The organism is Gallintestinimicrobium propionicum (genome assembly GCF_025567525.1).
GTDB lineage: Bacteria > Bacillota > Clostridia > Lachnospirales > Lachnospiraceae > Gallintestinimicrobium > Gallintestinimicrobium propionicum.
In genome coordinates, this window is sequence record NZ_JAOQJY010000013.1 from 29,703 (window position 1) to 54,624 (window position 24,922).

A 24,922-nucleotide genomic window follows, 5' to 3' on the forward strand; every position below is an offset into this window, starting at 1 on the left:
AGGTATCCCCAAACCGCTTACAGATGCTCCCGTTTTCCGGCAAAGAAATCTTCCACCCGCCGCATAACATACAGATACGCCGGAATCAGGAACAGATCTGCAAACAGCCATGCCAGCGGGTTTGCAAAGCACACGCCCAGAAATCCGAACACCGGAACAAGCACGACGCCTGCGATACCGCGGGCGATCATTTCACTCACGCCGGAGAAAATGGCCAGCGTGCTGAAGCCGATTCCCTGAATCAGGAAGCGGACGTTGTTGACAAGAATCAGGAACGTATAGCTTCCGCTGTTGATCAGAAGCATCTGCTGAATCCGGTCCATCAGCTCCGGATCGGTTCCGTCCACAAATAAAAGCGCCATATACTTACCGGCAACTGCCAGGATACCGAATGCAATAAGTGCATACACGATCCCGTAAATATTTGCCATCCGAAGTCCTTCGCGGATTCGCTTCGGCTTCTTCGCGCCCATGTTCTGCCCTGCCCAGGTCGCCATCGTTGCGCCCAGCGCATCGGACGGGCAAACGAAAAATCCGCTGATTCTTCCGGAAGCCGTAACCGCTGCAACCGCAGTGGAACCGAGCGTATTGACCGCGCTCTGCAAAATAACGCTGCCGATCGCCGTAACGGAATACTGCAATCCCATCGGAACACCCATTCCTGCCAGACGAAGCATCAGTTCCGGGTCAGCCTTTCCTTCTGTTCCCTGCATCCGCAAAATCTCGTATTTGCGGATCATATAGACCAGACAACAGATACCGGAAATTGCCTGAGAAATCACGGTTGCCAGCGCTGCGCCCGCAACACCCATTTTCAGTACCAGAATACAGAACAGATCGAGTACAATATTTAACAGTGCCGACATCACCAGAAAATAAACCGGTGTTTTGGAATCTCCCATCGCACGGATAATCGCTGAAGTCAGATTGTAGAGAATTGTCACAGGAATTCCCGCAAAAATGATGACGATATACATCCATGCATCGTCGATGATATTTTCCGGTGTCCGCATCCACTGCAGGATATTTCTGCACAGAAGCACCGTCACGATCGTGAGCACCACTGCAAAGATCACAGATACCCATGCACTGTTGGCTACACAGCGGCGCATTCCGCTCTCGTCCTTTGCTCCAAACCTCTGCGCAATCGGAATCGCAAAACCGCTGCAGATTCCCATACAGAACCCGATAATCAAAAAGTTGATCGAGCCGGTGGAGCCTACCGCCGCCAGCTGATCCACGCCCAGAAACTTTCCAACGATCGCAGTATCCACCAGACTGTAAAACTGCTGGAATAAATTTCCCAGTAAAAGAGGGATAGCAAATTCCAGAATCAGTCTTCCGGGCTTGCCTTCTGTCATATCCTTTACCATAAAAAATCCCCTTCCCTTTGTAAATTACTCTGTGTAGTATATACCACAGACAATTTCAAAAGCAATGGGGATTTTTGCATTTTACATGTAAAAAAATGATCCTTCTATTTTGTGGCACCAAACGGCGCTGCACATTGGATTGCACGTCATGATCCGATCCGTTTCCAGACCTGTACCGCAAAATCTGCTGCCGCTGCCTCATCTGCCCGATCCGGATGCAGCATCGCCCGGTCGAAATTTCGGATCATAGCCTGAATCTGTTCGGTATTTTGTCCGCTCTTTGCCATTTCCTCGTAGCGTCTGCGCACCTGAATCGGCATCTTACCCTGGCAGAGAAATGCATCCATATATTCATTATCTTCCGGAATCCATGTTTTTACCCGGTCGATCACCTTCTGGTAATAGGCAGGATCGTTTCCCATCCCGCAGGTTCCGAACAGGGCGATCTTTTTGCCATGCAGACCTGAAAGCAGTTCTACTGTCTTTTCGTCACAGTCGCCTCGATCCACCCAAAAACCGACAAAATAAAGCTCCGCGTCCTTTTCCCGATATTCGTCAATATTTTTTAAGTCCTTGGAATCGCCAGGAATCGCCGCAAAAATCTGTGTTGCAAGCTTTCTGGTATTTCCTGTCTGACTGGAGTAAATCACAATTGTCTGCATAAAGTATCTCCTTTCTCAACAATAGAATGCACGCTCTGCAGCATTCTATTGTCATAAATGATATCCTGCCGGCATACCGCCGCAGCATAATCCCCCGCCTCCACAGCAGAGGTTGCAGATCAGGTTTGCCAGACACAGCTTCCAGCAAAATCCGCTGCCACTGGATACCGGCATTCCACCATACTGCGTCTGTCGTCCGGTATACCAGCTGCCGCCGGACTCCATCCGCTGCCGCCAGCCTGCGTATTCTGCGTTCTGCGGTTCCATCTCCGTCGCCTTTTTCGCCTGTTCCAGCGCCGCCGCATTATTTCCAAGTCCCTGATTTGCGATGGAGCTGTAATAATACCACTGCGCGCTGTGCTGCGGAATATTGTTCAGCACATTCAACGCTTCTTTATAATGTCCACTGCTGATATAGTTAAGCGCAGCCCTGAAATAAACGGATTCTTCGTCATCCGCACCGGCGTTTGACCGTCCATAGCCATTCTGTCCATAGCCGCCCGCTGAACTAAAGCCGCCAAAGCCAAAGCCGCCGAAAAAATCATCGAACCCGCCAAAATCACTATAACCTCCGTAGCCATTCTGTGCATTCCCGCCATTTCCATAGCCGTTGTTCCCGTAGCCATAGCCCTGATTGCCGTAAGGGCTGCTGCCCTGCTCGCGCTGCTTCATGATCTGCTGGTACGCCTGCTGGATTTCTTTAAATTTTTCTTCCGCCTGCGCCTTGTTCGGATTGTTGATATTGGCATCCGGATGATACATCCGGCTCAGTTTCCGATATGCCTTTTTGATTTCTTCCTCCGACGCATCCTGAGACACGCCAAGTACCTGATAAGGGTCACGCATCCTTTTGTTTCCTCTTTTTCTGTATCATCTCATAACGGCACCATACGCCGGAATACAGGATGTTGCGTAAAATTTCCGCATGCTCCAGTATCGGAAGCTTTTCAAATATTCTGGAGCACTCCGCCATCATCATCTGCAGAATCTGATAGGCTTCCTGTTCGAATGCTTCGTCATCGGAAAGCTTCTTCCTGCGCAGTAAAAATACGTTGTAATTGCCGTCTTTTTCGTCCTTTTCCATATCCTCGTAGGCATCCATCAGATAAATAAACTTTCCGAGGAAAAATCCCATCCTGCGCAGGTCGTCTTCCCATTCATCCTTCCGACAGGCGAGGATTTCGCCCATAATTTCGCCAAAACAGCCGCTCGCCAGATCCACGTCAGGCTCCTGCGCCTTTTCGTACAGATGGATGTGCTCCAACAAGGTATAAATATGCTCCGCTTTCTCCGGATAGCGCGCTTCCACCATTTTGTCACGGCCGCGCAGCGCTGCCGCCCGCAGACGCCCTTTCCATTTGCGTTCGTCCGTCCAGTCGTCCAGACATTTATAATAAGACAGTAATAGATTCATATCCGCCGCGTAATCGGTAAACACGCTCCGACTCGTCGCATGCGCTTCAAACGGATGCGCCACGCATTTGCAGGTGGAGCTTTCCACCGGCTCGTCATACAGCGCAGACAAAAGCAGCGCAACAAACGTCATGTCGTAGCTTAACGTCAGCTGTCCGCGTCTGCCGAAGCGTTCTTTCAGGCTCTGGCAAAGCCCGCAATAATAGGACTGATATACGTCAAATTCCCGAAATTTCAATTCTTGTTTATTTACGATAATATATCCAAACATAGGCTTCTTAACTCTTCTTTACAAATCTGGTATTGCATTTAGGACAGCGGATTTCAATTTTGCCGCGCCCCCTGGGCACACGGATTTTCTGTTTGCAGCCAGGGCATCTGTAAATATGGTAAATTTTGCGCTGTGCAAGCTGGGATTTCCAGGAAGCAAGCTTTCTCCGGATTCCCGCCGTCATCTTCAGATATTTCTGGTTTTCCGCGTAGCGCTTTGAAATATTTTTGGAAAACATCCGGAAATAATTGTAGACGATTCCGATCACCGCCAGCAAGAACCATGCCTGATTTCTGGAAAACAGGGAAATGATCAGAAACACCATGCTGACTGCCGAAAGCATCTGTCCCATCTGATCTGCCCCGTAGCGTCCCTGCATAAACTGCATCATTTTATTTTTCCAATTGTTTTTCATGCTGCCTCTCATTCCGCCGCCAGGTTTGCGGCTTTCTCTTCTGATACCAGTCTATCTTACTGCATTCCGCCCAAAATGCAATATACCAGTCGGGAATTAAATATTAAAAAAGGATAAACTTTCCTTCGACATCCCGTTTTCCACAATGCTGCGCACCGCCCATCCTCAGTCAACATACGCCGCACGCTGCGCTTCCTATACGGAAAAAAACTGGCTGCCGCCCCACAGCGTCGCTCGTTACATTTCCTCCAGCATGGAAAACAGTAGTGCAGTCCCGGCGCCTGCCGTCAGGCAAAGCAGGCTCACTGCCGACGTTTTCGGATTTCCAAACGCAGAAAACGGCACAATCACCAGCGTCGCCGCCAAAACAATCCCGATGATCCCATGAAACACAACCGAGTAATGTCGTTCCAAAAGCCGCGTGATCTGTTTTGCCAGAAGCACCATCGTCACGCCTGCGCTCAGCACCGCCGGAACAACCGCAGGCAGGTACACTGCTCCGACGTCTTCCATAAACGGCGTATAGAGCCCAAGCGGCATCAAAAGTGCAGAAAAACTCATTCCGGGCACAATAATGCTGAGCGCCACACAAAAGCCGCAGAACAGATTTCCAAAAAGCCCCTGCGGAATCGAAACGCTGATCCGACGCACGAGACTCAAAAGGATCAGCACCGTAAAAAACGCCCCCGCCAGCGTATACAGATCCCACCTGCTCCTTCCTTTTTCTCCTGCCTCCCGAAACATCGACGGCAGCATTCCGACGATCAGCCCGACAAACAGGCACACCGACAAAACTTCATAGCGTGTCAGGAAAAATCCGATCGCACGCGCAGAGAGCAAAAATCCGCCCGCTGCCCCCAAGAGCACCGGAAGCAAAAGTCTGCCGTATTGTGAAAGTGCCTCCCTGGGGTTTGACAAAAATGCCATAATCGGTTCGTAAATGCCAAACACTACGCTTAAAACACCGCCTGAAATTCCCGGAAGCACTGCCCCGATCCCGATCATCGCGCCCTGCAGCAAATGCAGCACAAACTTTTGCAGCTCCGATCGGTCTGTCAAACTGCGACGGCACTCCGGATTGCTTTTCTTTTTTGCCATCTGACCTCCTGATCCGTACAAACAATTCTTGCTGGAACGTTACAAGTTCACACGCAGCATTTCATTCGTAATATTATTTTATGGGGAAAAAGGTATAAATATGCGTTAAATCGAAGCAGCAAAGGCATTGACATGCCGTCTGTAAACCTTTATAATAATTCTGATCAAGGGCTAGTCAAGGTTTCGACAGGGGTCTTGCAGCTGGAGAAGCTATCCGCAGGTGATGCGTCAAATCACAAATTAAATACAAACGCTAACAACGAATTAGCATACGCTGCCTAATGGCAGCTGTCCGACTTAGAGCACTCACACTTTAAGACCCGGGCATCAACTATGTGAGAAACGATGCAGGTTAAGCTTTGTCCCTGCAGGCGTATCATGAAGCTACCGAATGGATCAGGGTGTCTGCTCCCGGATTCAGGAGGGAACGTGCCGGAGCAAGACCGGCGGCAAATAGACAGACTATGATAGTAGAAGGACAGGGAATGGGCTTTTGGACACGGGTTCGACTCCCGTCTAGTCCACTAAAGCTAAACAAGTCGAACTCTGTATATGATATTATCGTATACAGGAATATGTTTTGTTTAGTGTATCGAAGGAAATAAAAGTAACGACATTGTATGTTACGAAAGTGATATACAGTGTCGTTATTTTTTTGCTATAATGTGGATATGAATTTAACAAATCTGAAGTTGTGGAGGTAAAATATAGATGAATCAAGGTAGAATTATTGTAATCACAGGTGCGCCGGGGACAGGAAAAACTACAACGGCATCTGCTGTTGCAAAAGAATCAGATTTGGAAAAGTCTGTGCATATGCACACAGATGACTTTTATCATTATTTGAGTAAAGGGGCAATACCACCGCATTTGCCAGAATCAAATGAGCAAAATTTGATTGTCATTGAAGCGTTTTTAGAAGCTGCGAAGCGATATGCTCGTGGTGGATATGATGTAATTGTAGATGGCATTGTAGGACCGTGGTTTTTAGAGCCGTGGCTCAACATTGTTCAAGAGCATTATGAAGTACACTATATCGGTTTTAAGGGCAAGTAAAGAAGAAACTATGAAGCGAGCTATCGAACGCTCAAAGTTAGACAGAGAAACAAATATTGAATTAGTTGAAACAATGTGGAAGCAATTTTCCAATTTAGGAATCTATGAATTAAATGTTATAGATACAACTACGCATTCAATCAAAGATACTGTTTCAGCAGTAAAAGAAAAAATAGCAAGCGGTACGGCTTTACTATTTTAGACAATTCCAGTTTGTAGAAAAGAGAATGGCGAAAGCTGTTGCTTTGACAAACTCGGAAATTTCACATTATCTATTACAATGTAAATAATGCTTTTTCGTAGTCATTAACATAATACTTAATATTGGTTCTACCTTTTTGAATTACGATATGTCCCTCTTTTTCAAGCATCTCCTTTTGTGCCTCAACGCCTCCTGGATACTTTGCATTTAATTCCCCCTTTGCATTTAATGTTCTCCAATAAGGGGTTTTATCTTCTGCACGCTGATAACTAGCCCATGCAACTATCGAAACAAAAATTCCAGCTGTAATTGGCTCTGTAAAATCAGCACCATTTTGTTTAGCAAAGAATTCCCTTATTGTACCTACTGTAAGTAATTTTCCACAAGGTACAAGTTGCATTACTTTGTCGTAGTCAATAGGTGGGGCAAAATACATTTTATCTCCACCATATTTTTCGATGCTCTTTTCATCTGTTATGATTTAAACTTTTGGCATATCCTTACTATCCATAAGCATAGCATTAAAATCTTTTTTATCTTCATTTGCCATAATGTATCACCTCCAAGCCAATCATATCTTAATAAACGAAACCATACAATGAGACAGTTTTAAAAATCCTTACGAAACTTCAAATTTTCATGTGTTCGACAAACTTGAAGTTGACGAACTGTTGATTATATTGCGATGCGTAATTACAATGCAATTCCAAGTTCTTTGCATTTCTCGATTGCCAAATCATCGTTTTGCAATGCAGCAAGTCGATACCAATGCTTAGCCTGTTCGATATCTCTTTCCACTCCGATTGCATCTTCATAAAACTCTGCCAAATTGTATTGTCCATCTCTATCACCATGCTCTGCGGCACGGCGAGTCCAATATAGTGCTTTTTCCAAGTCCTTTTCAACACCAAGTCCCTCGTAATAGAAATAGCCTATTTGACATTCAGCAAGGGGATAGCCCTGCTCCGCCAATACCAAATGACCTTCAAAGCATTTGTCATATTGTTTTGTTTCCCAATACTTTTCAATCAGCTCATTGCAAATGTCAAATTCCTTGCAAGGTTTGTAATACGCACCTGCCATATATTCATACCTCCATAAATGCCGATTTGATAATCTTTTGAACAAGTCTACCATATGGGTTATTCTACCACATATTCATCCTTAATTCATCCAAATTTTTCACGATTGATTTACCACACATCTAAACAATCTTCAGCATCCATCCAAGCCTGCATCTCGTTATCCAGGACCAACCGGGCATACTCCATAGGGGTGTCAATGGCAAGAGCATTCAATGCACACTGTGAATTAGGTGTAGTCTTCAATCCATCCTCTGCCTTATTACAGTCAATTCGTAAAAGCATATTATCAAAAGTGGTTATATCAATGCTATTGCAGCGTTGGTTATATGTAGCATATATAAATTTCATAGCTTTTTTATCCTTTCCGTTTTATTACAGATAAGCTGGTTGTGTTGGTAAATTATTATGTGTCCTAAAATTATCCTTTAGAACGTGAAACACAGGTGTTTTTCTCTATAATTTTCGATTATATGGCAGTTTTACAAAAAAGGCATGTGAAACTAAACAATCGTTTCCACACGCCTTTTTATAAATAACTGTTTAAATCGCGCCGATCATGCTCAGGTAATACTGATACAGTACGAGATTGGTATCGTCCTTATAGTGTACGCCGTCCGACGCATGGACGCCGACGCCCATCAGGTAATCGTGGCTGTCCAGCCAGATAATCTGCGGAATCAGCTGTCCTTTTAAGCGGTCGTTGAACAATTTTACGCGTTCTTCCGTCATCCCATAACTGTTTGCCCAGACCGGATTGACAGACGCATAATAAATCTGCGCGCCCCTTGCACTCCAGACTGCCGCCCAGTAATTGACATCCTTTGCATATTTATCCGCATCGGAAAGATCGTTGACACCCATGTTGATGATAACTCTGCTGCCTTTGCCGATGATCTTGTCCGCCTGCGGGATCCCAGTGTCGTGCAGCCATTCGTGCCGGCTTCCGTTTTTGGCAACGACTGCTGCCGCGCAGCTGCCCAAGTTGCGCTCTACCGCATCCTTGAGCGTCACCATCCGGGAATCCCCAATGAAGACGATTCCTGCCGCCACTGACGGCTGATTTGCGGCTGCTGCCGCGATCTGCGCCTGCTGGGCCGCCTGAGCCTGCGCTGCTGCGGCTTGTTGCGCTGCTGCGGCCGCCTGAGCCTGCGCTACAGCGATCTGATCCTGCGTCGCATACGTTGCCGCTTCATAGCGGACATAGCCAATCTGGCTGCCAACCTGTACAAAATACCAACCGGTGTTGGTCTGGCCCCAGCCCCAAACGGTATTTCCTGCCGTCACGGACGTAAGCTTTGCTGCGTTATTGTCCGGCAGCGTCCGAACAACAGCATTTTTTGTCACATTCATCAGTCTCGGCGCACTGAACTGCTCCACCACAAAGCCCGGCATCTGAATCTGTACGGATGTCAGTGTCTCTGCCGCCCGCAGCGTCGTCTCCGGCACGCATACCCCAAGCGCTGCCGCCAGAACTACAGCCAGAATTTTTGCCGTTTTTTTATTTCTTTTTTTCATGCTCCCTCTCATTTCTGCCCTGAGTGCAGGACTGGTGGTTTTTATGTCTTCTGCATTGTATATCCATCATACCAAATATCGACGAAAAGCAAAAGCGATTTTGTTGCTATGGCATAAATCTGTCCCAGAAGCTTATTCCATCTCCTGCACCATATGATAAAATACACCTTCCCCGGCTGACGTCGTCTGACGGATCGGCTCACCTTTAATCACAAAGCCCGCCTTTTGATAGCAGCTGACCGCTCTTTTATTCCATGTCCGGACCTCCAGATACAGTGGCTTTTTTCCAAACAGTTCTTTCGATATTTCACAGGCAGTTTTCGTCATCTGCTGCCCATAGCCTTCGCCGCAGCAGTCAGGATTTACGCCGATTCCGAAAAAGATTTCTGTTTCCTCTTCGTATAAATTGATAAAACCGACCAGCGCCATTTCGTCATAAAAAGAGTAAAAATGGTTCGAAGGATTGGCAAACCCAAAGCCTCTTTTTTTCTGTTCCTCATACGGTGTAGAATCATACACTGCATATTCTCCAGGATATTTCCACTCCGTAATCACATATTTTTCTTCTTCTGTTGTTTTATGATAAGTAAGCATAATTCCTTCCACACTCATCTCCCACTCAGCGCAGCCGCTGCTTTCCATAAAAGATCAAACAGCATATGGATTACCCAGGCAAGCGCAACTGCAATTGTGGCGGCAGCCACGATCTGCACAACATTTTCCTGCTGCGGCAGCCAGTCATTGACAACGCGGTAAAACACAAACATATGGCACAGATACAGCTCCAGCGAAAAGCTGCCCACTGCTTCCAACCACCGGATTTTCTCATGCAAAAATGCGCAGCCCTGCACCATCAGATACGTCCAGATCAGCCCTGCAAGCAGACCGCTGCGGATTTTTTCTTCCAGCGGATGGATCACGGTATAGCCTTCCAGCCCCGTTTTGACGACAAAATACATTCCGACCGCCAGTGCCAGAAGCTGTAACGGATACAAAAACCCCGCCGCCTTTAACAGCTGCCTTTCGTACTGCGCAAGCAACATTCCAAACAAAAATGTAACATTGGAAATGTACCAGAACAGCGCGCGTCCCTGCCAGATCAGCAGTCCGGAATACGCCGTCAGGCAGAGTGCCATCAAAAGCATCCGCACCCACGATCTGTCAGAAAGCCGGTAAACAACGTAAAACGCCAGATAAAAGATCAGAATATTTCGGATATACCAATACTCTGCCCCGGTCAGGAACGAAACCCATCCTGTCATTCCCGAAATTCCACCGTCATAGACCGCAATCAGTCCCACAATCAGAAGATACGGTAAATAGACAGTTTTAAAACGTTTCCACAAAAATGTTCCGTTGATTCTCTTTTTTCCAACACTTTTGACCAGTCCGTAGCCGGACACTGCAAAAAATAAATCCACACCGTAAACACCGAACCTGCCCAGCCCATATTCCAGCAGATCGCTGTGAAATATCTCCCCAATCCACACTGCATAATGGCTAATCAGAACCAGGAAAATGGCAATTCCGCGCAGCATCAGGCTCTGTTCCTTCGTAAGAAAAGCTTTTCTCTGAGTCATTGTTTTCTTCTTTCATTTATTCCTTTCAAATGCAGAAAAATTCAGGTTTTAAAATCGCAATGCTGCCCGGATCGTTTCATATAACGCCGGGTTTCCGGTCTGCAGGTTGATGCTGCCGTCCTTATTGACCAAAATCAGAAACAGCACCGCTGCCTGAAAGAAAATCGCTGCCTTCAGCCAGGCAACATACAGGCCATAGACCTTTTTCTGCCGCGCCGCTTTCGCTGCCCCAAGCACTGCCACAACCGCCGCCAAAAAGATGCCAAAGGACACGTCGCAGCCATAGCGGATCAAAATTCCCGCGCCGTTTGCATCCACACAGCCAATCACAAGCGCTGCTGCAAGAGAAACGCAGCAAAACCACGTCAGTTCTTTGGAAAGTACACCGTTTTTTTTGAGTCTGCCGAGCAAAAAAATCCCCCAGGTCAGCATACTGCAGGCGAAAATCCCGCCAAACCAGCTTTCCGTTACCAGTTTTCCGAGATAATCCGTCGCAATCGACGCGCTCTGCAAATACGGAAACTTTCCTTCCAGCTGCATCGGCTCGAACAGGAAATACCAGATTCCATACAAAATCCGCTCCAAATTCGTGCCGCGGTGTGTCATATCGTTGCTCGTCATGCTATAGGACGCACCAAAATCAAAGGGGGAGCCAAACCGCAGCACATTATACGCCATCAGTCCGGCCGCAATCAGCACATAGGGCACAACAAGCGCAGCTGTCTGTCTCCATCCCTTCTTTGAAAACAGCTCTCTTTTTACAAAGACCCTCTCCCAGAACAAAACAACCGCCAGTACTGCAAACAGGATAAACTGGGGCCGACATCCTGCCGTGAGAGCCATACAGAAAGAGCCAAACGCATACAGCCCCACCGCTTTTTTCGGACGGTTCAGCCCTGCCAGATACAGCCAGAGTCCCCCTGTTGCAAACATCGCGGACGCAACAATCGGCACATGGTAAAGATCCGGTCGAATTAACAGATAAAACATCGAATAGCTTCCGACGAGCATCCCGGTTCCTACCGCCCACAGGTAAAAGGGCTGCTCCTTAAAATACCGTTTCATCAGTTCATAGACAAACCCAGCCGCCGCAATGATAAATCCTGCAAAAAAGACAAATACCGCCACATAGTTTTGCAGTGCGCCCCCCGTCAGCAGATAATAGGGCAAATACAATAGCAGCACTGGGACAATACCGAAATACACATAATATTTCCCATTGTAATAGGCATAGTCCGCCCGATAGCCGATTCCCGCCGCCTGCAGTGCGATGGTATCATAGGGATTTTTCATTGCTAAAAGCGCTTCTTCTGCATCCCCGACACTGACCTTCCCCTCCGAAAGTGCTTCCGCCAGCTCCTGGTACTGTGCGTGATGCACTGCCAAGTTCTGTCGACATGCCGGATTGATGCGGACGAAGAAAAATGCCCCTGCCAGCAATATTGCTGTAAACCCCAATACGACTACAAACCGCTTTTGACGACCGCGCGCATCCTGCGCGTCAAAGCTGATCTGATGCAGCCTGCTGTCTTTTTTCAGCAAAAGCATTCCAAACACAGCCGCCCACAAAACCACAAAGCGTCCCGCTCGAAAGTGGAACGGAATCGTTCCATTTGCAGACAAACCATGATATTTTACAACCAGCTCGCCATAGCTTCCTGCGGCAGCATTTCCAGAGGCGTCCGCCGTCTGGATGCGGATATAGAAATCCGACACCTGTCCATACGGATACACCTTTAAATACCGATTTTCCGGAACCGACTGCAGCAAAATTCGCCCGTCGCCCAGACTATAAGGATAGCTGTTTCCCTCGTCCCGTGCAAATACCTCTGCCAGAACAGGCTGATTGTACAAAAAATCCAGATTCAAAAAAATCCGTTGCAGCGAGCCTTTATAATTTTTTACCCGCAGCGTCAGGCTGCCGTCCGGGACGTGCAGATAGCCCGCGTCATCCAGATAACTGCCGTCAAGCAGGTACAGTGCGCTGCCGCCTTCCGTGGTCTGATCGCCTGCTGCCGTCGTAGCGCTGTCCGCCACGTCCTCACCGCTATCTGCTGCCGCAGCGTCGTTCGCCACGTCCTGATCCAGCTCCTCGATCGCCGTATAACCCGCGAGAATTTCCGCCCGCGCAGTCAGATCCTCTGTTTTTTTTGTCACCGTCGTCCAGAACGAGAACTGATACGGTATCAGTTCCAATAAAAGGGCTGCCAGCAATGCTGCAGCCGCCTTTTTTATCCATTCAGAGCGCATCTTGCCTCTCCCTGCTTTCTGATTTTTCTCCTGCCTGCCATACAAAATATCCCATATGTCATAAAACAGACTTTTGTTTTAGTGTAGCATAAAAAAAAGAAAGTGAAAAGCTCTGCATTTTTCATGCAGAGCTTTCACTTTCTTATGAGGGGGGAGATAGTGAGTTGTTCTACTATCTGAAATCTATGATACCCGAAAATTGTGAGCATTTTGTGTACAGTTTCTAAAAAGCTTCTTAAAAGTTATAAACTGCGTCTAAAATCCATTTCGCGTTGTCAAAAAATATCAGCTTTTCGCCACCATCGCGCGGCTCTGTTACCGGTACTGCTGCATCACAAGCTGCAGCTTCGTATTTCCCTGCCAGGTATTGACGCCCGGATAATACACGACGTCAAAATACAGAGGACTGCCTTTTCCGCTGTACAGTCCGTCCAGCGCAGTCTGTCCGTATTTTTCCGCCGCATAGGCTTCGAAATTGTCCTTTCCGCCAAAATACATCATCTCCCAGCGTTTTTGCTCGCTGTCCTCCACCGTAAAACGAAGCACATTTCCTGCTTTGCCGAGTGCACGAGCCGAAACAAACTTCAGATCTTTTTGTGCAAATACCGGCTTCGAATTGCCTGTTCCAAAGGGCTCCAGCAATTCCAGCTCCTCCACCAGCCTAAACGATACATAGGATACCGGCATTGGAACATCGATATGGATTTTTTCCTGCAGATCGTCCTCCGTCAGCGTACATATTTCATTGATCTTCTGACGGAACGGCTCCACATCCTCTTCCCGCATGGAAAGCCCCGCCGCCATCTTATGCCCGCCATATTTGGTGAAAAAACTGCTGCATTTCGTCATTTCTTCATAAATATGATAACCTTCAATCGAACGCGCGCTGCCTTTTACGCCCTCTTCGCCTCGGGTCAGCACAAAGGTCGGGCGATAATAGCGTTCCCGGATTCTTCCTGCGATGATACCGGCGATGCTCTCATGGCAGTCCGGCAGGAAAACAACCAGAACACGGTCGTCCTTTAAGGGGCCGGATTCGATCATCTCTACCGCTATTTTGACATATTCCTCTGTCATTTCTTTCCGGCTGTCGTTTAACTGCTTCAAAAATGCTGCCTGCGCTACCGCAGCTTCTCTTGTTTTGCTGTCCAAAAGCTCCATCGCGCGCTGCGCGCTGTCCAGACGCCCGGAGGCGTTCAGGCACGGACCGAGCACAAAGCCGATATGAAATGCCCCCAGCTTTCCATCCTGCCAGGGTAAAATCTGGTTGACCTCCATCAGCGCATGCAATCCGACATTCTGTGTCTGTTTCATCAGCTCCAGCCCGTGCCGCACCAAAATCCGGTTTTCCTCCCGCAACGGCATAACGTCGCAAATCGTTGCAAACGCCGCAAATTCCAGCAGTTCATCCAACAGGCTTCTTTTTCCGGATGTTAAATCTGTTGAAATCCCGTCAAAGCCGAACTCTGCAAATAAAAGCTGCATCAGCTTAAATGCAACGACCGCACCACAGATCTCCTGGAACGGATAAGTGTCTCCCGGCTGCTTCGGGTCGATGACCACATCCGCAGGCGGAATTTTATACCGCCGTCTGGATGTCTCTCCTGTTTCCGGATCCGGCTCTGCAAGGGGTTCTTCCTCATATGGAATTTCATGGTGATCCGTAATAATCACAGTCATTCCGTATTTTTTTGCCTGCTCAATCTGTGCATACGCTGCAATGCCGTTATCGCAGGTCAGAATCGTGTCGATCCCATCTGCGTAAGCTTCGTCTACCAGATGTTCGTTTAAACCATAACCATCCTTCATGCGGTGTGGAATCATCGTATCCACCACCGCGCCGCAGGCTTCCAGACCGCGCTTCAAGATATAAGAAGAACAGATGCCGTCCGCATCATAATCTCCGATGACACGAACCGGCATCTGTCCTTTGATTTTATCTTTCAGCAGCAGCACCGCCTCGCGGCTTCCTTTTAAAAGTGCCGGATCATACAGATCCCGGATCGTGCCGTGGAGATACTTTTCAATTGCTTCATCTCCTTCGATGTCCCGGTTTCGTATGACGCGGGCCAGCACCGGGCTGATGGAAAATCTCTGCCCGATGCCATTAAAATCCGCCTTTTTTGCGGCAACGTACCATTTTGCCATTATTTTGCTGCCTTTTTATTCTTCTCTGCTTTCTTTCCGCCTACTCTGGTGCGCAGCAGATACCAGAACGCGCTCGCCAGGCAGATGGAGGAATAAGTACCGCATGCTATGCCGACCATCAGGGGCAGTGCAAACTCTTTGATACTGGACACGCCCAGGATGTACAGCACTGCAACCATAATAAAGGTCGTCAGGGATGTGAAAATACTTCTGGACAGTGTCTGGGAAATACTGCGGTTTACAATCGCCGCAAGCTCTTCCTTTGTCTTATAAGAGGTCATGTTCTCACGGATACGGTCGAAGATAACGATGGTCGCATTGATCGAATAACCGACAATCGTCAGCATGCATGCAATGAAAGTATTGCCGACAGAAACTCTTGCCGCCGCATAGAACGCAAGTACAACCAGTACGTCGTGTACCAGTGCTGCTACACTGCTGGCACCGAATCTGACATCCTTGAAACGGAACCATACATACAGAAGCATCAACACGGTAGATACCACAACCGCAGATACTGCGCCGGTACGCATTTCAGAGCTGATGGTAGAGCTGATGGTCTCTGCTGTGATCTTTTCCGGATCTACACCAAATTCCTCTTCCAGTCTGGAATTTAATTCTTCTCTCTGGGAAACATCCAGCGTTGCAGATTTGAAAATAACCTGATTGGAGCCCTGCACCTTCTGGGTCTGTACGTTTGCATCCTTGCTGATTTCCTCGATGATCGGAACGACCTTTTCATCCAGCTCTTCGATGCTCATATCTTCGTTAAACTCTACACTGGTAGAAGTACCGCCCTTGAACTCCAGGCTGTAGTTTAACGCATCGCCGCCATTGCCCTTATGCACGCCCATCGTCACAAAGCCCGCAATGATGACAACTGCAGACAGGATGAAGAAAATCTTCTTTTTGCCCAGGAAATCGATTACCTTTGTCTCTTTTGCACGGCCATAGAATTTCTCATTACGGATACCCATCGCATAAAATGCGTTCAGGATCAGCTTGGTTACAACCAGCGCAGTGAACAGGGAAACGACGATACCGAGCGCCAGGGTCTGGGCAAAGCCCTTGACGGTACCGGTACCCATAAAGTACAGTACAACAGCTGCGATCAGCGTCGTTACGTTGCCGTCGATAATCGCGGACAGTGCTTTCTTAAAACCGATCTGAATCGCAGATTTTACAGTTTTGCCAGTTGCGATTTCTTCCCGGATTCTGGCAAAAATAATGACGTTTGCATCGACCGCCATACCGATCGACAGGATGATACCTGCGATACCGGACAGGGTCAGGGTAACATCAAAGCCATTCAGCAGCAGAACAACCAGCACCGTGTAAATGCACAGTGCGATGGAGCTTGCAACACCGGGAATCCAGTAAACAGCGATCATGAAAACAATAACAATCGCAAGACCAATTGCACCGGCAATCAGGCTCGTACGGACCGCTGCAGATCCGAGCTGTGCGCCTACTACGTTGGAACGCAGCTCCTCCAGCTCCAGCTTCAAACCGCCGATACGGATGGTAGAAGCGAGGTTTTCCGCCTCTTCAAAGGAGCTCATGCCATTGATGACTGCCTTGCCGTCTGTGATCTCCGCCTGTACAGACGGTGCGCTGATCACCTGATTGTCATAAACGATGTAAATAACATCATGGTTCGGATATGCTGCCTTTGTCGCATCAGCGAACTTTTTGGTTCCATCTGCAGTCATAGTCAGAGATACAACAGGCTCCTGATTATTCATACTATTGGTCTGATAGGCTGCCTGTGCATCTGCTACATCCGTACCGCTTAATACTTCCTTACCGTCCTTATCCAGGAAGGTTAAGGAACCGGGCTTACCCAGTTCTTCCAGAATCGCATTTGCGTCAGTTACTCCGGGAATTTCAATATTGATCCGGTCGGAGCCCTCCTGATATACCTGCGCCTCTGTGGAATAATTGTCTACACGCTGCTGGAGCTTATATATGGTATCTGCCATATCCTCCGAGCTGGGTGCTTCGTCTCCCACCACCTGATAGGTGATGCTTACGCCGCCTGCCAGATCAAGTCCCTGCTTAATATTTGCAGCAGAGCCTGTCTTTGCGCTATCCAGTCCGAATACCGCAGTCCAGGTACCTGCCAGCAGAAACGCGATTACACAGACAAGTGTAATGATGCCTTTCTTCTTGCTCATTTTGCGTACTCCTTATTCTTCTTCGTCGGCCAGTGCCGCTTTTATCATAATCGCGCATTCCACGCGCTTTTTCTGAAGCTCACAGCCAAGCTCGTACACATCGTCGATCTTTCCGTGACAATTATAGGAATTGGCAGCACAGCCGCCGCTGCAGTAAAATTTTGCAAAACAGCTTCTGCACTTTTCTTTGGCGTAAACATTACAGCATTTGAACTCGTCCACGATGTCAGGACGCACAATGCCTTCGTCCACGTTGCCCATCAGGAACTTCTCGTTGCCGACGAACTGATGGCAGGGATAAAAATCGCCCCATGGTGTTACCGCCAGATACTCTGTACCCGAGCCGCAGCCGGAAAGGCGCTTTGCCACACACGGGCCGCCGCTTAAATCGATCATAAAGTGGAAGAAGTTGACGCCTCTGCCCTCTTTCTGACGCTTTAACAGCTCGACTGCCAGCTTGTCATATTCCTCAAGCAGCTGCGGAACATCTTCCGGACGCAGCGCATAGGGCTCTTTGGGATCTGTCACAACCGGCTCTACCGAGATCTGCTCAAAGCCAAGGTCTGCCAGATGCTTGACATCCTCGGAAAAATCCAGATTATTATGCGTAAAGGTACCGCGTACATAATAATTGGTCTGATGACGGCTTTCTGCCAGCTTCTGGAACTTCGGTACAATCAGATCATAGCTGCCCTGCCCACCCCTAAACGGACGCATTCTGTCATGTACCTCTTTCCGACCGTCGATACTCAAAACGACATTGCTCATCTCTTTATTCAGAAATTCCATAATTTCATCATTTAAAAGCACGCCGTTGGTCGTCAGGGTAAAGCGGAATTTTTTGTTATGAGGCTCCTCCAGGCTTCTGCCATATGCAACCAGATCCTTAACAACCTGCCAGTTCATCAGCGGTTCTCCGCCGAAAAAGTCTACCTCAAGATTTACTCTGCTGCCGGAGTTGGCTACCAGGAAATCCAGCGCCTTCTTGCCGACTTCAAAGCTCATCAGCGCTCTTCTGCCATGATATTCGCCCTCTTCTGCAAAGCAGTACTGACAGGCGAGGTTACAGTCATGGGCAATGTGCAGGCACAATGCCTTGACTACAGTCTGGCGCTGTTTGAAATTGCCGATATATTTTTCATAGATGTCTTCTGTAAACAGGACATTATCCTGCGCCAGCTCCAGAATCTCCTCTACCGCCTCACGCACCTCGTCGTGGCTGTAGGTCAGCTTCTGACAGGCTTCCACTGCTGCTGTCACGGTATCCACATCCCGAATGCCGCCGGAAACAAGCTGTTCCGCCAGAGGGATTACATCATAAACCACATCGTCTACAATATGCACGCTGCCGCTGTTGACGTCCATAACGATATTGTAGCCGTTGTTCTTATACTGGTGTATCACTTTCCAAAATCCTTTCGTTTCTCGTATTCCTCTTAAACGCATAATAAGCAGCGATATGCATCGCTGCTTATATCTCGTCGCGTCGTCTGCTTATTTCATCTTCTCGCAGCTCTGATTGCCAACCGTGCAGGATGTCTTACATGCGGACTGGCAGGATGTCTGACACTCGCCGCATCCGCCCTTCTTCATGGATTCCTTCAGGTTTCTTGTTGTTAATGTCTTGATGTGCTTCATCTCACATAACCTCCTTATGTGTCACGCCGAAAAAGGCGCCGTCTTTTCGAAATTTAATTTATTATAGCATAGATTCTTCTATAGGGGAAGTGTTTTTTTTAAAATGAGCTGCAAAGCGGCAGAACTCATGTTACCGTTTACCCGCGCCATTCGCAATACAATAGAATGCACGCTCCGCGAACATTCTATTGTCATGAACCGCGTCTTTGCCCTTCTCCCGGCGTCAGCTGAGCATCCCGCCCAGCATTCCTGCGCCGCTGCAGATCATCAGTGTAGTAAAAAAGTGATTACCGACATCCTGAAGACCGTGATTGACTATCAAAGTCAAAGCTGCCAGCACACAAAAATACAGACTCCCGGTCAAAAGTCCCCATAAAAAGCGCCGATCCTGCATTCCTTTTCCGGCAAGCCAACCGGAAAGTCCCGCTGTCACCGCATAAATTACAAGAATTCCGATCGACACTGCCTGTGCGGAAAGCTGCATCCGATACAGCAACAGTGCCAGAAGTAATAACAGCGCCCCGGCCATAAGATACGACACCAACAGGCTTTTTAACAAAACAACCGGCATCCGCGCACCGGTTTGTGAAATTCCGGTTTTCTTTTTTTCCATGGACATGCCTCCTGCTGCATACCGCCTGCCAGGCGGCAGACAGTGCTTTGCATTTCTTCACGTCCCATGTATATTCCCCGTCAGCTAAAAACTTTCCGATAAGAGAAATTTTTTATAAAAACTTCCGGCGTTTCAAGGCTTTCCCGGGCAATATCCGCACAGAAACCATCACACCTCTTCCGGGCAGCTGCAGGCGGATAAAAAATAATCCTCCAAAACCGGGTATTCACAAAACCTCGATCCCCAACCGGGTCGGTCTGCTTCCTCGACCCTGTTTTGGTTCCAGTCTACCATCAGTGCACGCAAATCTCTCGAAAGCCCGGTTCCGGTCAGCTTGACATAGCTTTCCTTGACTGTCCATTCCCGTAAAAATCGCTCCGTCTCTGCTTCTGACAAGAACAGTTCTTCCTTCTTGTCAAACTGTTTCTTCCAGGCCTCCAGCTGTTCCTGTAGATAAAACTTCTGCAAAACGCTGCGCCGGATCTTTGTTCTTTGCTGAAGATCCACGCCCACCGGGCAGTCAGAAAAAGCGCACACCGCATAATCTCCCGAATGGGAAAGGCTCAAAAATGCCCGTCTCCCATCCTGTATAAAAAGATACGGCTGCCCGTTTTTGGTATAACACACCGGGCAGCCGTCAAATCCGTTTCTGCGTTTCGCCTCTTCTGCCAAAAGACCTGCCGTCAGACTTGCCGCACGCTGTTTTGTCTGTCTGCACGACAATGCTTTTTGTCTGCGAACCTCATCCAGCTGTGCGAGCGCCTTTTTCTGCATCGTCTCATCAAAGAGCGGCCGGATATCCGCCAGATAAATTTTTACTTTTCCGTTTTGAACCATCCGGTCGTTCCTTTCTGTCTACGAAAAGCATCCTGCGGCAAAGTGGAATTTTATTCCCTTCCCTGCCGCTGATAAAAAGCCTTTCGAGCTACGTTTTACAGCAGATGTGCGCGCAGGTCTTCTGCACTTCTGGAAGAAAGATAAGCCGGAGCGATATCAAATACAGTCTTACAGCCGCTCATGCCCTCTTTGCTCATGCGATAAGCGGCTCTTGCATAAGCTACGATAACAGAACCGGTAAATTCCGGATTGGAATCGAGCTTTAAGTTGTATTCGATCACATGCTTATGCTCGTTGTCCATTCCGGTCACGCCGGTGCGAATGACACAGCCGCCGTGGGGAAGTCCGCTGTGATCTCTCTTCATCTCTTCCTCAGAAATGAAATGTACGGTTGTATCATAGTCTGCAAAATAGTTCGGCATGGTCTTGATCTCTTCTTCGATCTTTGCAAGATCTGCGCCCTCTTTGGCAACAACAAAGCACTCTCTCGTATGCTTCTGTCTGGTGGTCAGTTCAGGATTTTTGCCGCTTCTGACCGCATCGAGTGCCTCCGGTACCGGAATGGTATACTGTCTGGCATCCTTTACGCCCTCAATCCGGCGAACCGCATCGGAATGACCCTGACTGACGCCCTTGCCCCAGAAGGTATAATCCTGTCCTTCCGGCAGAATACAGTTTGCATATAAGCGGTTTAAGGAGAACATTCCAGGATCCCAGCCGCAGGAAATAATGCCGATTTTTCCGCCTTTTTTTGCAGCAGCGTCAACGTCTGCGAAATGCTCCGGGATTCTTGCGTGGGTATCAAAGCTGTCTACAACGTTGTAATCCGCTGCATATTTGGGGGTCTGAGCCGGCAGATCCGTCGCGCTTCCGCCGCAAAGAACCAGCACGTCGATCTGATCCTGCATATGCTCCAGCTCAGAAGCTTCCAGCACCTTTACGCCTGCAGTGCGTACCTTTACGTTTTCCGGATTTCTTCTGGTAAATACTCCGACCAACTCCATATCCTCATTATGGGCGATTGCGCTCTCTACGCCTCTGCCCAGATTTCCGTATCCTAAAATTCCGATTCTGATGCTCATTTTTTCTCCTTACCCGCTATTATGTCTGTGCGATTTTTTTGTCGCGTTTATTTTAGCACAAACCGTTTTCATAGAAAACCTTTTTTTAGACTTTTTCCCCACTAATATAGTCGGAAAGATCCTGCTTTAACTGTTCCCAGGCATCCTCATGCTCCGCATAATACAGCGGACAGAGCTTTCCGCCCGCATCATAATGGCGTTTTACATCCGAAACATCCAGATTGTATTCCTCCATCAGCCAGCCCAAAAGCTTTAGCAGGGACTGATAGGTTGCATCCGTAAATTTTCCGTCCTGGTCCAAATAGCAGCATTCAATGGAAATCGAGTGGTCGTTTTCCCCAATCACCGCATATGCCATCTCATTTAACGGAATACACTGGACAATCTCGCCCTCATATCCGATCACAAAATGTGCGGAAGCTGATGTCAGCCCGGTCTGTGCCAGTCCTTCGAAATAGTCCCGGTTCTGCCGTGCAGATGTCCCAGGATTCGCCGTATAATGCACATACAGCTGCGTAACCGTCGAAAGCGCATCCTGCGGTCTGGAGTATGGATTCGGTGTCAGGAGTGCTTCTTCCATCGGCGGTTTCTCGCACTTTTTTTGTTCCAGAATCTGGGTAATCCGGGAAATCGCCCCGGTTTCCGTACTCTGATTCTTCGAAATGCTGACGAATTTCCAAACCGCAAACGCCGCCAGCACTAAAAACAGCAACGCAGCAATATAAACCGCAATGCTTTGCAATTCTTTCTGCAGGCGGGTTCGACGACGGCAGCTCCTTTTCCTGTTCGCAGCAGGCGGTACAGGGCGGCGCCTGGCAGGAGCTTCATATTGTACAGCAGCACGACGGCGGATGGACGGTTCGTACTGCGTAGCGGATGAACGGCGTGCCGGCAAGTCGCTGTAGCTCTGGCAATCCCGCGCACGCGCCGTTTTTTGCTCCATACGGTTATCCCAGTCATCGAACAGCGGCCGTTCTTCGCCCCATAAAAGATCCAGTTGTCCTGTTTTTCTGTTCTTCGTATATTTTTTCGTCGTCACCGGGCTATCCCACAATTTCAGCTCCGGTTCCGAATTTCTTTTTTCTTTTGTCATATAAAAAACCGCTCCCTTATATCCTGTCCGGCAGTTTGCCATACTCGTCAGGATATCACAGGGAACGGTTTCTTTTCAGAAAAATTTCCTAAGATTTTCTTAAATCATCCAATGCTGTCTCAAACAGGCACGCAGCGCTTTGACGCAATGATTCACGACAACAGAATGCTCGCAGAGCCTGCATTCTATTGTTTCTCGATCGGATTTTTATAAAACTCTACGAAATCCGTGTACCCTTCTTTGGTCAGCTGTTCCTTCTGGAACTTCTTGTTTTTGTTCATGCGCGCAACCAGAATCTGATCGCCGTTCTTTCTCGCTTCCTGCGCCTGTGCGATCACTTCGCAAAGGCGGTCGCCGGATACACCTTTTTCGATCAGGTATGCGATCTTTTTCGGCTGTCCGGGAATCTGGAATCCGTTTTCCATCATCAGCAGGATGATGCGCTCAAAGCCGATGGAAAATCCGCACGCCGGAACGTCTTTTCCGGTAAATTTGCCTACCATCTTGTCGTAACGACCGCCGCCTCCGCAGCTTCCTCCAAACTGAGGGATGGCAATTTCGAAAATGGTTCCGGTATAGTAGGACATACCGCGCACCAGAGTCGGATCAAAGGTGATCTCAAATTCAGACGCTTTTGTGGCGCGGACGCTGTCAATGATCTCGGAAAGGTTCTGGGAAACCTCAGGCTCGAGGAAATCCCCCAGCTTTTCTGCCAGCCATGCTACGCTGTTTCCGTTTGCGGTCAGCTCATCAAACAGAGACATATATTTGTCAGCCGCTTCTGCTGCGAAACCGCTCTCTACCAACTCAGCCTTTACACCATCTGCGCCGATCTTATCCATCTTGTCCAGAATGATAAATACGGTATCATAATCTTCTTCTGCAAAGCCGCTGTAGGCTGCCATTGCCTTTAAGATTCTTCTTTCATTGATGCGGATGACGAAATCCTGAAAGCCGAGCTTGCCAAGGGTCGTAGTCGTTGCCAGAATCAGCTCGATCTCCGCCAGATTGGAAGGCTCGCCCAGAATATCAATATCACACTGCATAAACTGACGGTACCGACCTCTCTGCGGACGGTCAGCTCTCCATACATTGCCGATCTGAAGCGCCTTAAACGGGGACGGAAGCTCGTTTGCATGATTTGCATAAAAACGAACCAGCGGAACCGTCAGGTCATAACGCAGACCGCCGTCTACCAGATCCATCTCCTCTTTTGCTTCCGCAAGATTTAATTTCTCGCCGCGTTTTAAAATTTTAAAAATCAGTTTTTCATTTTCGCCACCCTGCTTGCTGTTTAAGTTGCCAATGGATTCCACACAGGGTGTTTCAATAGAAGTAAATCCAAATTTTCCGTAGGTTTCCTTAATCACGTTGATGCAGTAATCCCGCAGCTGCATTTCTGCAGGCAGAATATCTTTCATACCGGTGACAGGCTTTTTATTCAGTGCCATTTTACCGTTCTCCTTTGTTCGCAGTCCTATCGTTTCCGATTTTATACTATTTGAACGTTTTTTACAAGTAATAAATCGCTCCTGTTTCCGCACACAGGCACGCCAGCCGCGCGTTTGCCCGAACAGTACGGTAAGAGCAGCCGCAGTCGATATCATAATACAGACAGTTCTTCTGCGGATCATAATGCTGGTAAACCAGACCGCCGTTATACATCATGTAATCCTTGGACAGCGTCGGCGTATGCCCCGCAACGATCATCCCGTTTTCGATTCCCCCTGCCAGATACGCATCTTCCCGCGCGCGGAGATAAAAATCTTCGACACAGGTATATTTTCCGGTCAGACCAGCTGTCGGGAACTGCTCCAGATATCCGGCATGTACCACTACACATTCCCTCTCCGGCAGGGAAAATCTGCAAAAATAGGGCATTGCTTCCATCCTGACTGCCCACCGCCGCAGATCTGCCATGGAAATACACTGTTCTGTGATCAGCTCCTCCAGCGTCCCATAATGATCGAACACCCGGATTTGCTCTGTCTGTCGGTTATGCTGTTCTATCAGGTTCTTTGTCTCCTGATAGAGATGCTCCAGATCTTTGCTGCTGCTTTCATCGATCACAAGCTGCCGCTTCTCCTGCACTGCCAAAAGCAGCTCCAGATAACATAAAAACTCTTCCTCATGATTGCCGCGCAGCAGCAGAATATTTTGAGGAACCTGCTCCATCCAGCATAACATTTCATAGTTTTGACTTCCACGGTCAATATAATCTCCCGCCAGGATCAGCTTATCCTGATCCGAAAAGCCGATCTTTGCAAGCATCGCATTCAGCTCGTCAAAGCAGCCGTGCAGATCGCTCATGATATAGGTATATCCAGCTTCTGTTTTTCCTGTTTTAGGGGACAGCTTTTTACCTGGTATCTTTTTTTTGAACCACCTTGTCCAGTGTTTTAAATTGGTCATAT

Annotated in this window: 25 protein-coding genes and 1 other RNA gene; 3 read left to right on the forward strand and 23 right to left on the reverse strand. The window is 48.2% G+C overall.

Translation table 11 applies throughout. The features are described from left to right. Positions 1-17: 17 nt before the first annotated feature. The 6 genes from OCV62_RS10570 to OCV62_RS10595 all read right to left on the reverse strand — a co-directional run bounded on the left by OCV62_RS10570 (position 18) and on the right by OCV62_RS10595 (position 5,232). Positions 18-1,373: an MATE family efflux transporter gene (locus tag OCV62_RS10570; protein ID WP_262586556.1), complete on the reverse strand. Its 1,356-nt coding sequence runs from the start codon at positions 1,371-1,373 to the stop codon at positions 18-20. A 146-nt stretch (positions 1,374-1,519) separates the two neighbouring features. Then, the gene (bilS, locus tag OCV62_RS10575; RefSeq protein WP_021915307.1) at positions 1,520-2,035 is read right to left on the reverse strand and encodes a flavodoxin family protein BilS; all 516 of its coding nucleotides are present in this window, start codon (positions 2,033-2,035) and stop codon (positions 1,520-1,522) included. A gap of 51 nt (positions 2,036-2,086) precedes the next feature. Further along, on the reverse strand, positions 2,087-2,881 hold the full coding sequence (locus tag OCV62_RS10580; protein WP_262586558.1) for a J domain-containing protein: 795 nt from the start codon (positions 2,879-2,881) through the stop codon (positions 2,087-2,089). After that, positions 2,874-3,719: a DUF5685 family protein gene (locus OCV62_RS10585; RefSeq protein ID WP_117959616.1), complete on the reverse strand. Its 846-nt coding sequence runs from the start codon at positions 3,717-3,719 to the stop codon at positions 2,874-2,876. Before OCV62_RS10585 ends, OCV62_RS10580 begins: the two co-directional genes overlap by 8 nt. 7 nt (positions 3,720-3,726) lie before the next feature. Beyond that, a complete protein-coding gene (locus OCV62_RS10590; protein WP_117959615.1) occupies positions 3,727-4,134 on the reverse strand; it encodes a TFIIB-type zinc ribbon-containing protein in 408 nt (135 codons plus the stop codon). Between the two features lie 237 nt (positions 4,135-4,371). Next, entirely contained in the window at positions 4,372-5,232 is an 861-nt protein-coding gene (locus OCV62_RS10595; protein ID WP_262586560.1) for a DUF368 domain-containing protein, read from the reverse strand. Positions 5,233-5,400: 168 nt separating this feature from the next. On the opposite strand from OCV62_RS10595, the gene ssrA reads away from it, so the two are divergent. The 3 genes from ssrA (at position 5,401) to OCV62_RS18810 (ending at position 6,490) form a co-directional block, all read left to right on the forward strand. Then, positions 5,401-5,759: a transfer-messenger RNA gene (gene ssrA / locus OCV62_RS10600) on the forward strand. Positions 5,760-5,943: 184 nt separating this feature from the next. After that, positions 5,944-6,288 (forward strand): P-loop nucleotide/nucleoside kinase family protein, encoded by a 345-nt coding sequence (locus OCV62_RS18805; protein ID WP_465245354.1) that lies wholly within the window; start codon positions 5,944-5,946, stop codon positions 6,286-6,288. Positions 6,289-6,298: 10 nt separating this feature from the next. Further along, positions 6,299-6,490, forward strand: a complete 192-nt coding sequence (locus OCV62_RS18810) for a hypothetical protein (RefSeq protein WP_465245355.1) — start codon at positions 6,299-6,301, stop codon at positions 6,488-6,490. A 73-nt stretch (positions 6,491-6,563) separates the two neighbouring features. Here OCV62_RS18810 and OCV62_RS10610 read toward each other — a convergent pair whose 3' ends face one another. The 17 genes from OCV62_RS10610 to OCV62_RS10690 form a co-directional block, all read right to left on the reverse strand. Continuing rightward, positions 6,564-6,926, reverse strand: coding sequence for an MGMT family protein (locus OCV62_RS10610; RefSeq protein ID WP_330667364.1), 363 nt, complete (start codon positions 6,924-6,926; stop codon positions 6,564-6,566). A gap of 257 nt (positions 6,927-7,183) precedes the next feature. Further along, the gene (locus OCV62_RS10615) at positions 7,184-7,573 is read right to left on the reverse strand and encodes a tetratricopeptide repeat protein (RefSeq protein WP_262586562.1); all 390 of its coding nucleotides are present in this window, start codon (positions 7,571-7,573) and stop codon (positions 7,184-7,186) included. A 110-nt stretch (positions 7,574-7,683) separates the two neighbouring features. Beyond that, entirely contained in the window at positions 7,684-7,923 is a 240-nt protein-coding gene (locus tag OCV62_RS10620; RefSeq protein ID WP_262586564.1) for a DUF6061 family protein, read from the reverse strand. A 192-nt stretch (positions 7,924-8,115) separates the two neighbouring features. After that, the gene (locus OCV62_RS10625) at positions 8,116-9,090 is read right to left on the reverse strand and encodes an SGNH/GDSL hydrolase family protein (protein ID WP_262586566.1); all 975 of its coding nucleotides are present in this window, start codon (positions 9,088-9,090) and stop codon (positions 8,116-8,118) included. Between the two features lie 132 nt (positions 9,091-9,222). Next, positions 9,223-9,702: a GNAT family N-acetyltransferase gene (locus OCV62_RS10630; protein ID WP_262586569.1), complete on the reverse strand. Its 480-nt coding sequence runs from the start codon at positions 9,700-9,702 to the stop codon at positions 9,223-9,225. After that, positions 9,699-10,670, reverse strand: a complete 972-nt coding sequence (locus tag OCV62_RS10635) for an acyltransferase family protein (RefSeq protein ID WP_262586571.1) — start codon at positions 10,668-10,670, stop codon at positions 9,699-9,701. The genes OCV62_RS10630 and OCV62_RS10635 overlap by 4 nt, the downstream gene beginning before the upstream one ends. A gap of 48 nt (positions 10,671-10,718) precedes the next feature. Further along, complete coding sequence (locus tag OCV62_RS10640; protein WP_262586574.1) at positions 10,719-12,920, reverse strand: hypothetical protein; 2,202 nt, start codon at positions 12,918-12,920, stop codon at positions 10,719-10,721. Positions 12,921-13,235: 315 nt separating this feature from the next. Next, positions 13,236-15,068 carry a single-stranded-DNA-specific exonuclease RecJ gene (locus OCV62_RS10645; protein WP_262586577.1) on the reverse strand — a complete coding sequence of 611 codons (1,833 nt, stop codon included), beginning with the start codon at positions 15,066-15,068 and terminating at the stop codon, positions 13,236-13,238. Continuing rightward, positions 15,068-17,245: a protein translocase subunit SecD gene (secD, locus tag OCV62_RS10650; protein WP_262586578.1), complete on the reverse strand. Its 2,178-nt coding sequence runs from the start codon at positions 17,243-17,245 to the stop codon at positions 15,068-15,070. Before secD ends, OCV62_RS10645 begins: the two co-directional genes overlap by 1 nt. Before the next feature lie 12 nt (positions 17,246-17,257). Then, on the reverse strand, positions 17,258-18,649 hold the full coding sequence (scfB, locus tag OCV62_RS10655) for a thioether cross-link-forming SCIFF peptide maturase (RefSeq protein ID WP_021916041.1): 1,392 nt from the start codon (positions 18,647-18,649) through the stop codon (positions 17,258-17,260). Positions 18,650-18,739: 90 nt separating this feature from the next. After that, positions 18,740-18,883 (reverse strand): six-cysteine ranthipeptide SCIFF, encoded by a 144-nt coding sequence (gene scfA / locus OCV62_RS10660; RefSeq protein WP_021916040.1) that lies wholly within the window; start codon positions 18,881-18,883, stop codon positions 18,740-18,742. 223 nt (positions 18,884-19,106) lie between these two features. Beyond that, a complete protein-coding gene (locus OCV62_RS10665) occupies positions 19,107-19,496 on the reverse strand; it encodes a TIGR04086 family membrane protein (protein WP_262586583.1) in 390 nt (129 codons plus the stop codon). Between the two features lie 168 nt (positions 19,497-19,664). Further along, positions 19,665-20,333 carry a 4'-phosphopantetheinyl transferase family protein gene (locus OCV62_RS10670; protein WP_262586585.1) on the reverse strand — a complete coding sequence of 223 codons (669 nt, stop codon included), beginning with the start codon at positions 20,331-20,333 and terminating at the stop codon, positions 19,665-19,667. A gap of 95 nt (positions 20,334-20,428) precedes the next feature. Then, positions 20,429-21,415, reverse strand: a complete 987-nt coding sequence (locus OCV62_RS10675; RefSeq protein ID WP_117959604.1) for a diaminopimelate dehydrogenase — start codon at positions 21,413-21,415, stop codon at positions 20,429-20,431. An 85-nt stretch (positions 21,416-21,500) separates the two neighbouring features. Then, positions 21,501-22,508: a peptidoglycan recognition protein family protein gene (locus OCV62_RS10680; protein WP_262586587.1), complete on the reverse strand. Its 1,008-nt coding sequence runs from the start codon at positions 22,506-22,508 to the stop codon at positions 21,501-21,503. A gap of 185 nt (positions 22,509-22,693) precedes the next feature. Then, positions 22,694-23,959, reverse strand: coding sequence for a histidine--tRNA ligase (hisS, locus tag OCV62_RS10685; RefSeq protein ID WP_118497384.1), 1,266 nt, complete (start codon positions 23,957-23,959; stop codon positions 22,694-22,696). Between the two features lie 61 nt (positions 23,960-24,020). After that, positions 24,021-24,920 (reverse strand): metallophosphoesterase, encoded by a 900-nt coding sequence (locus OCV62_RS10690; protein WP_262586590.1) that lies wholly within the window; start codon positions 24,918-24,920, stop codon positions 24,021-24,023. Positions 24,921-24,922: the final 2 nt, after the last annotated feature.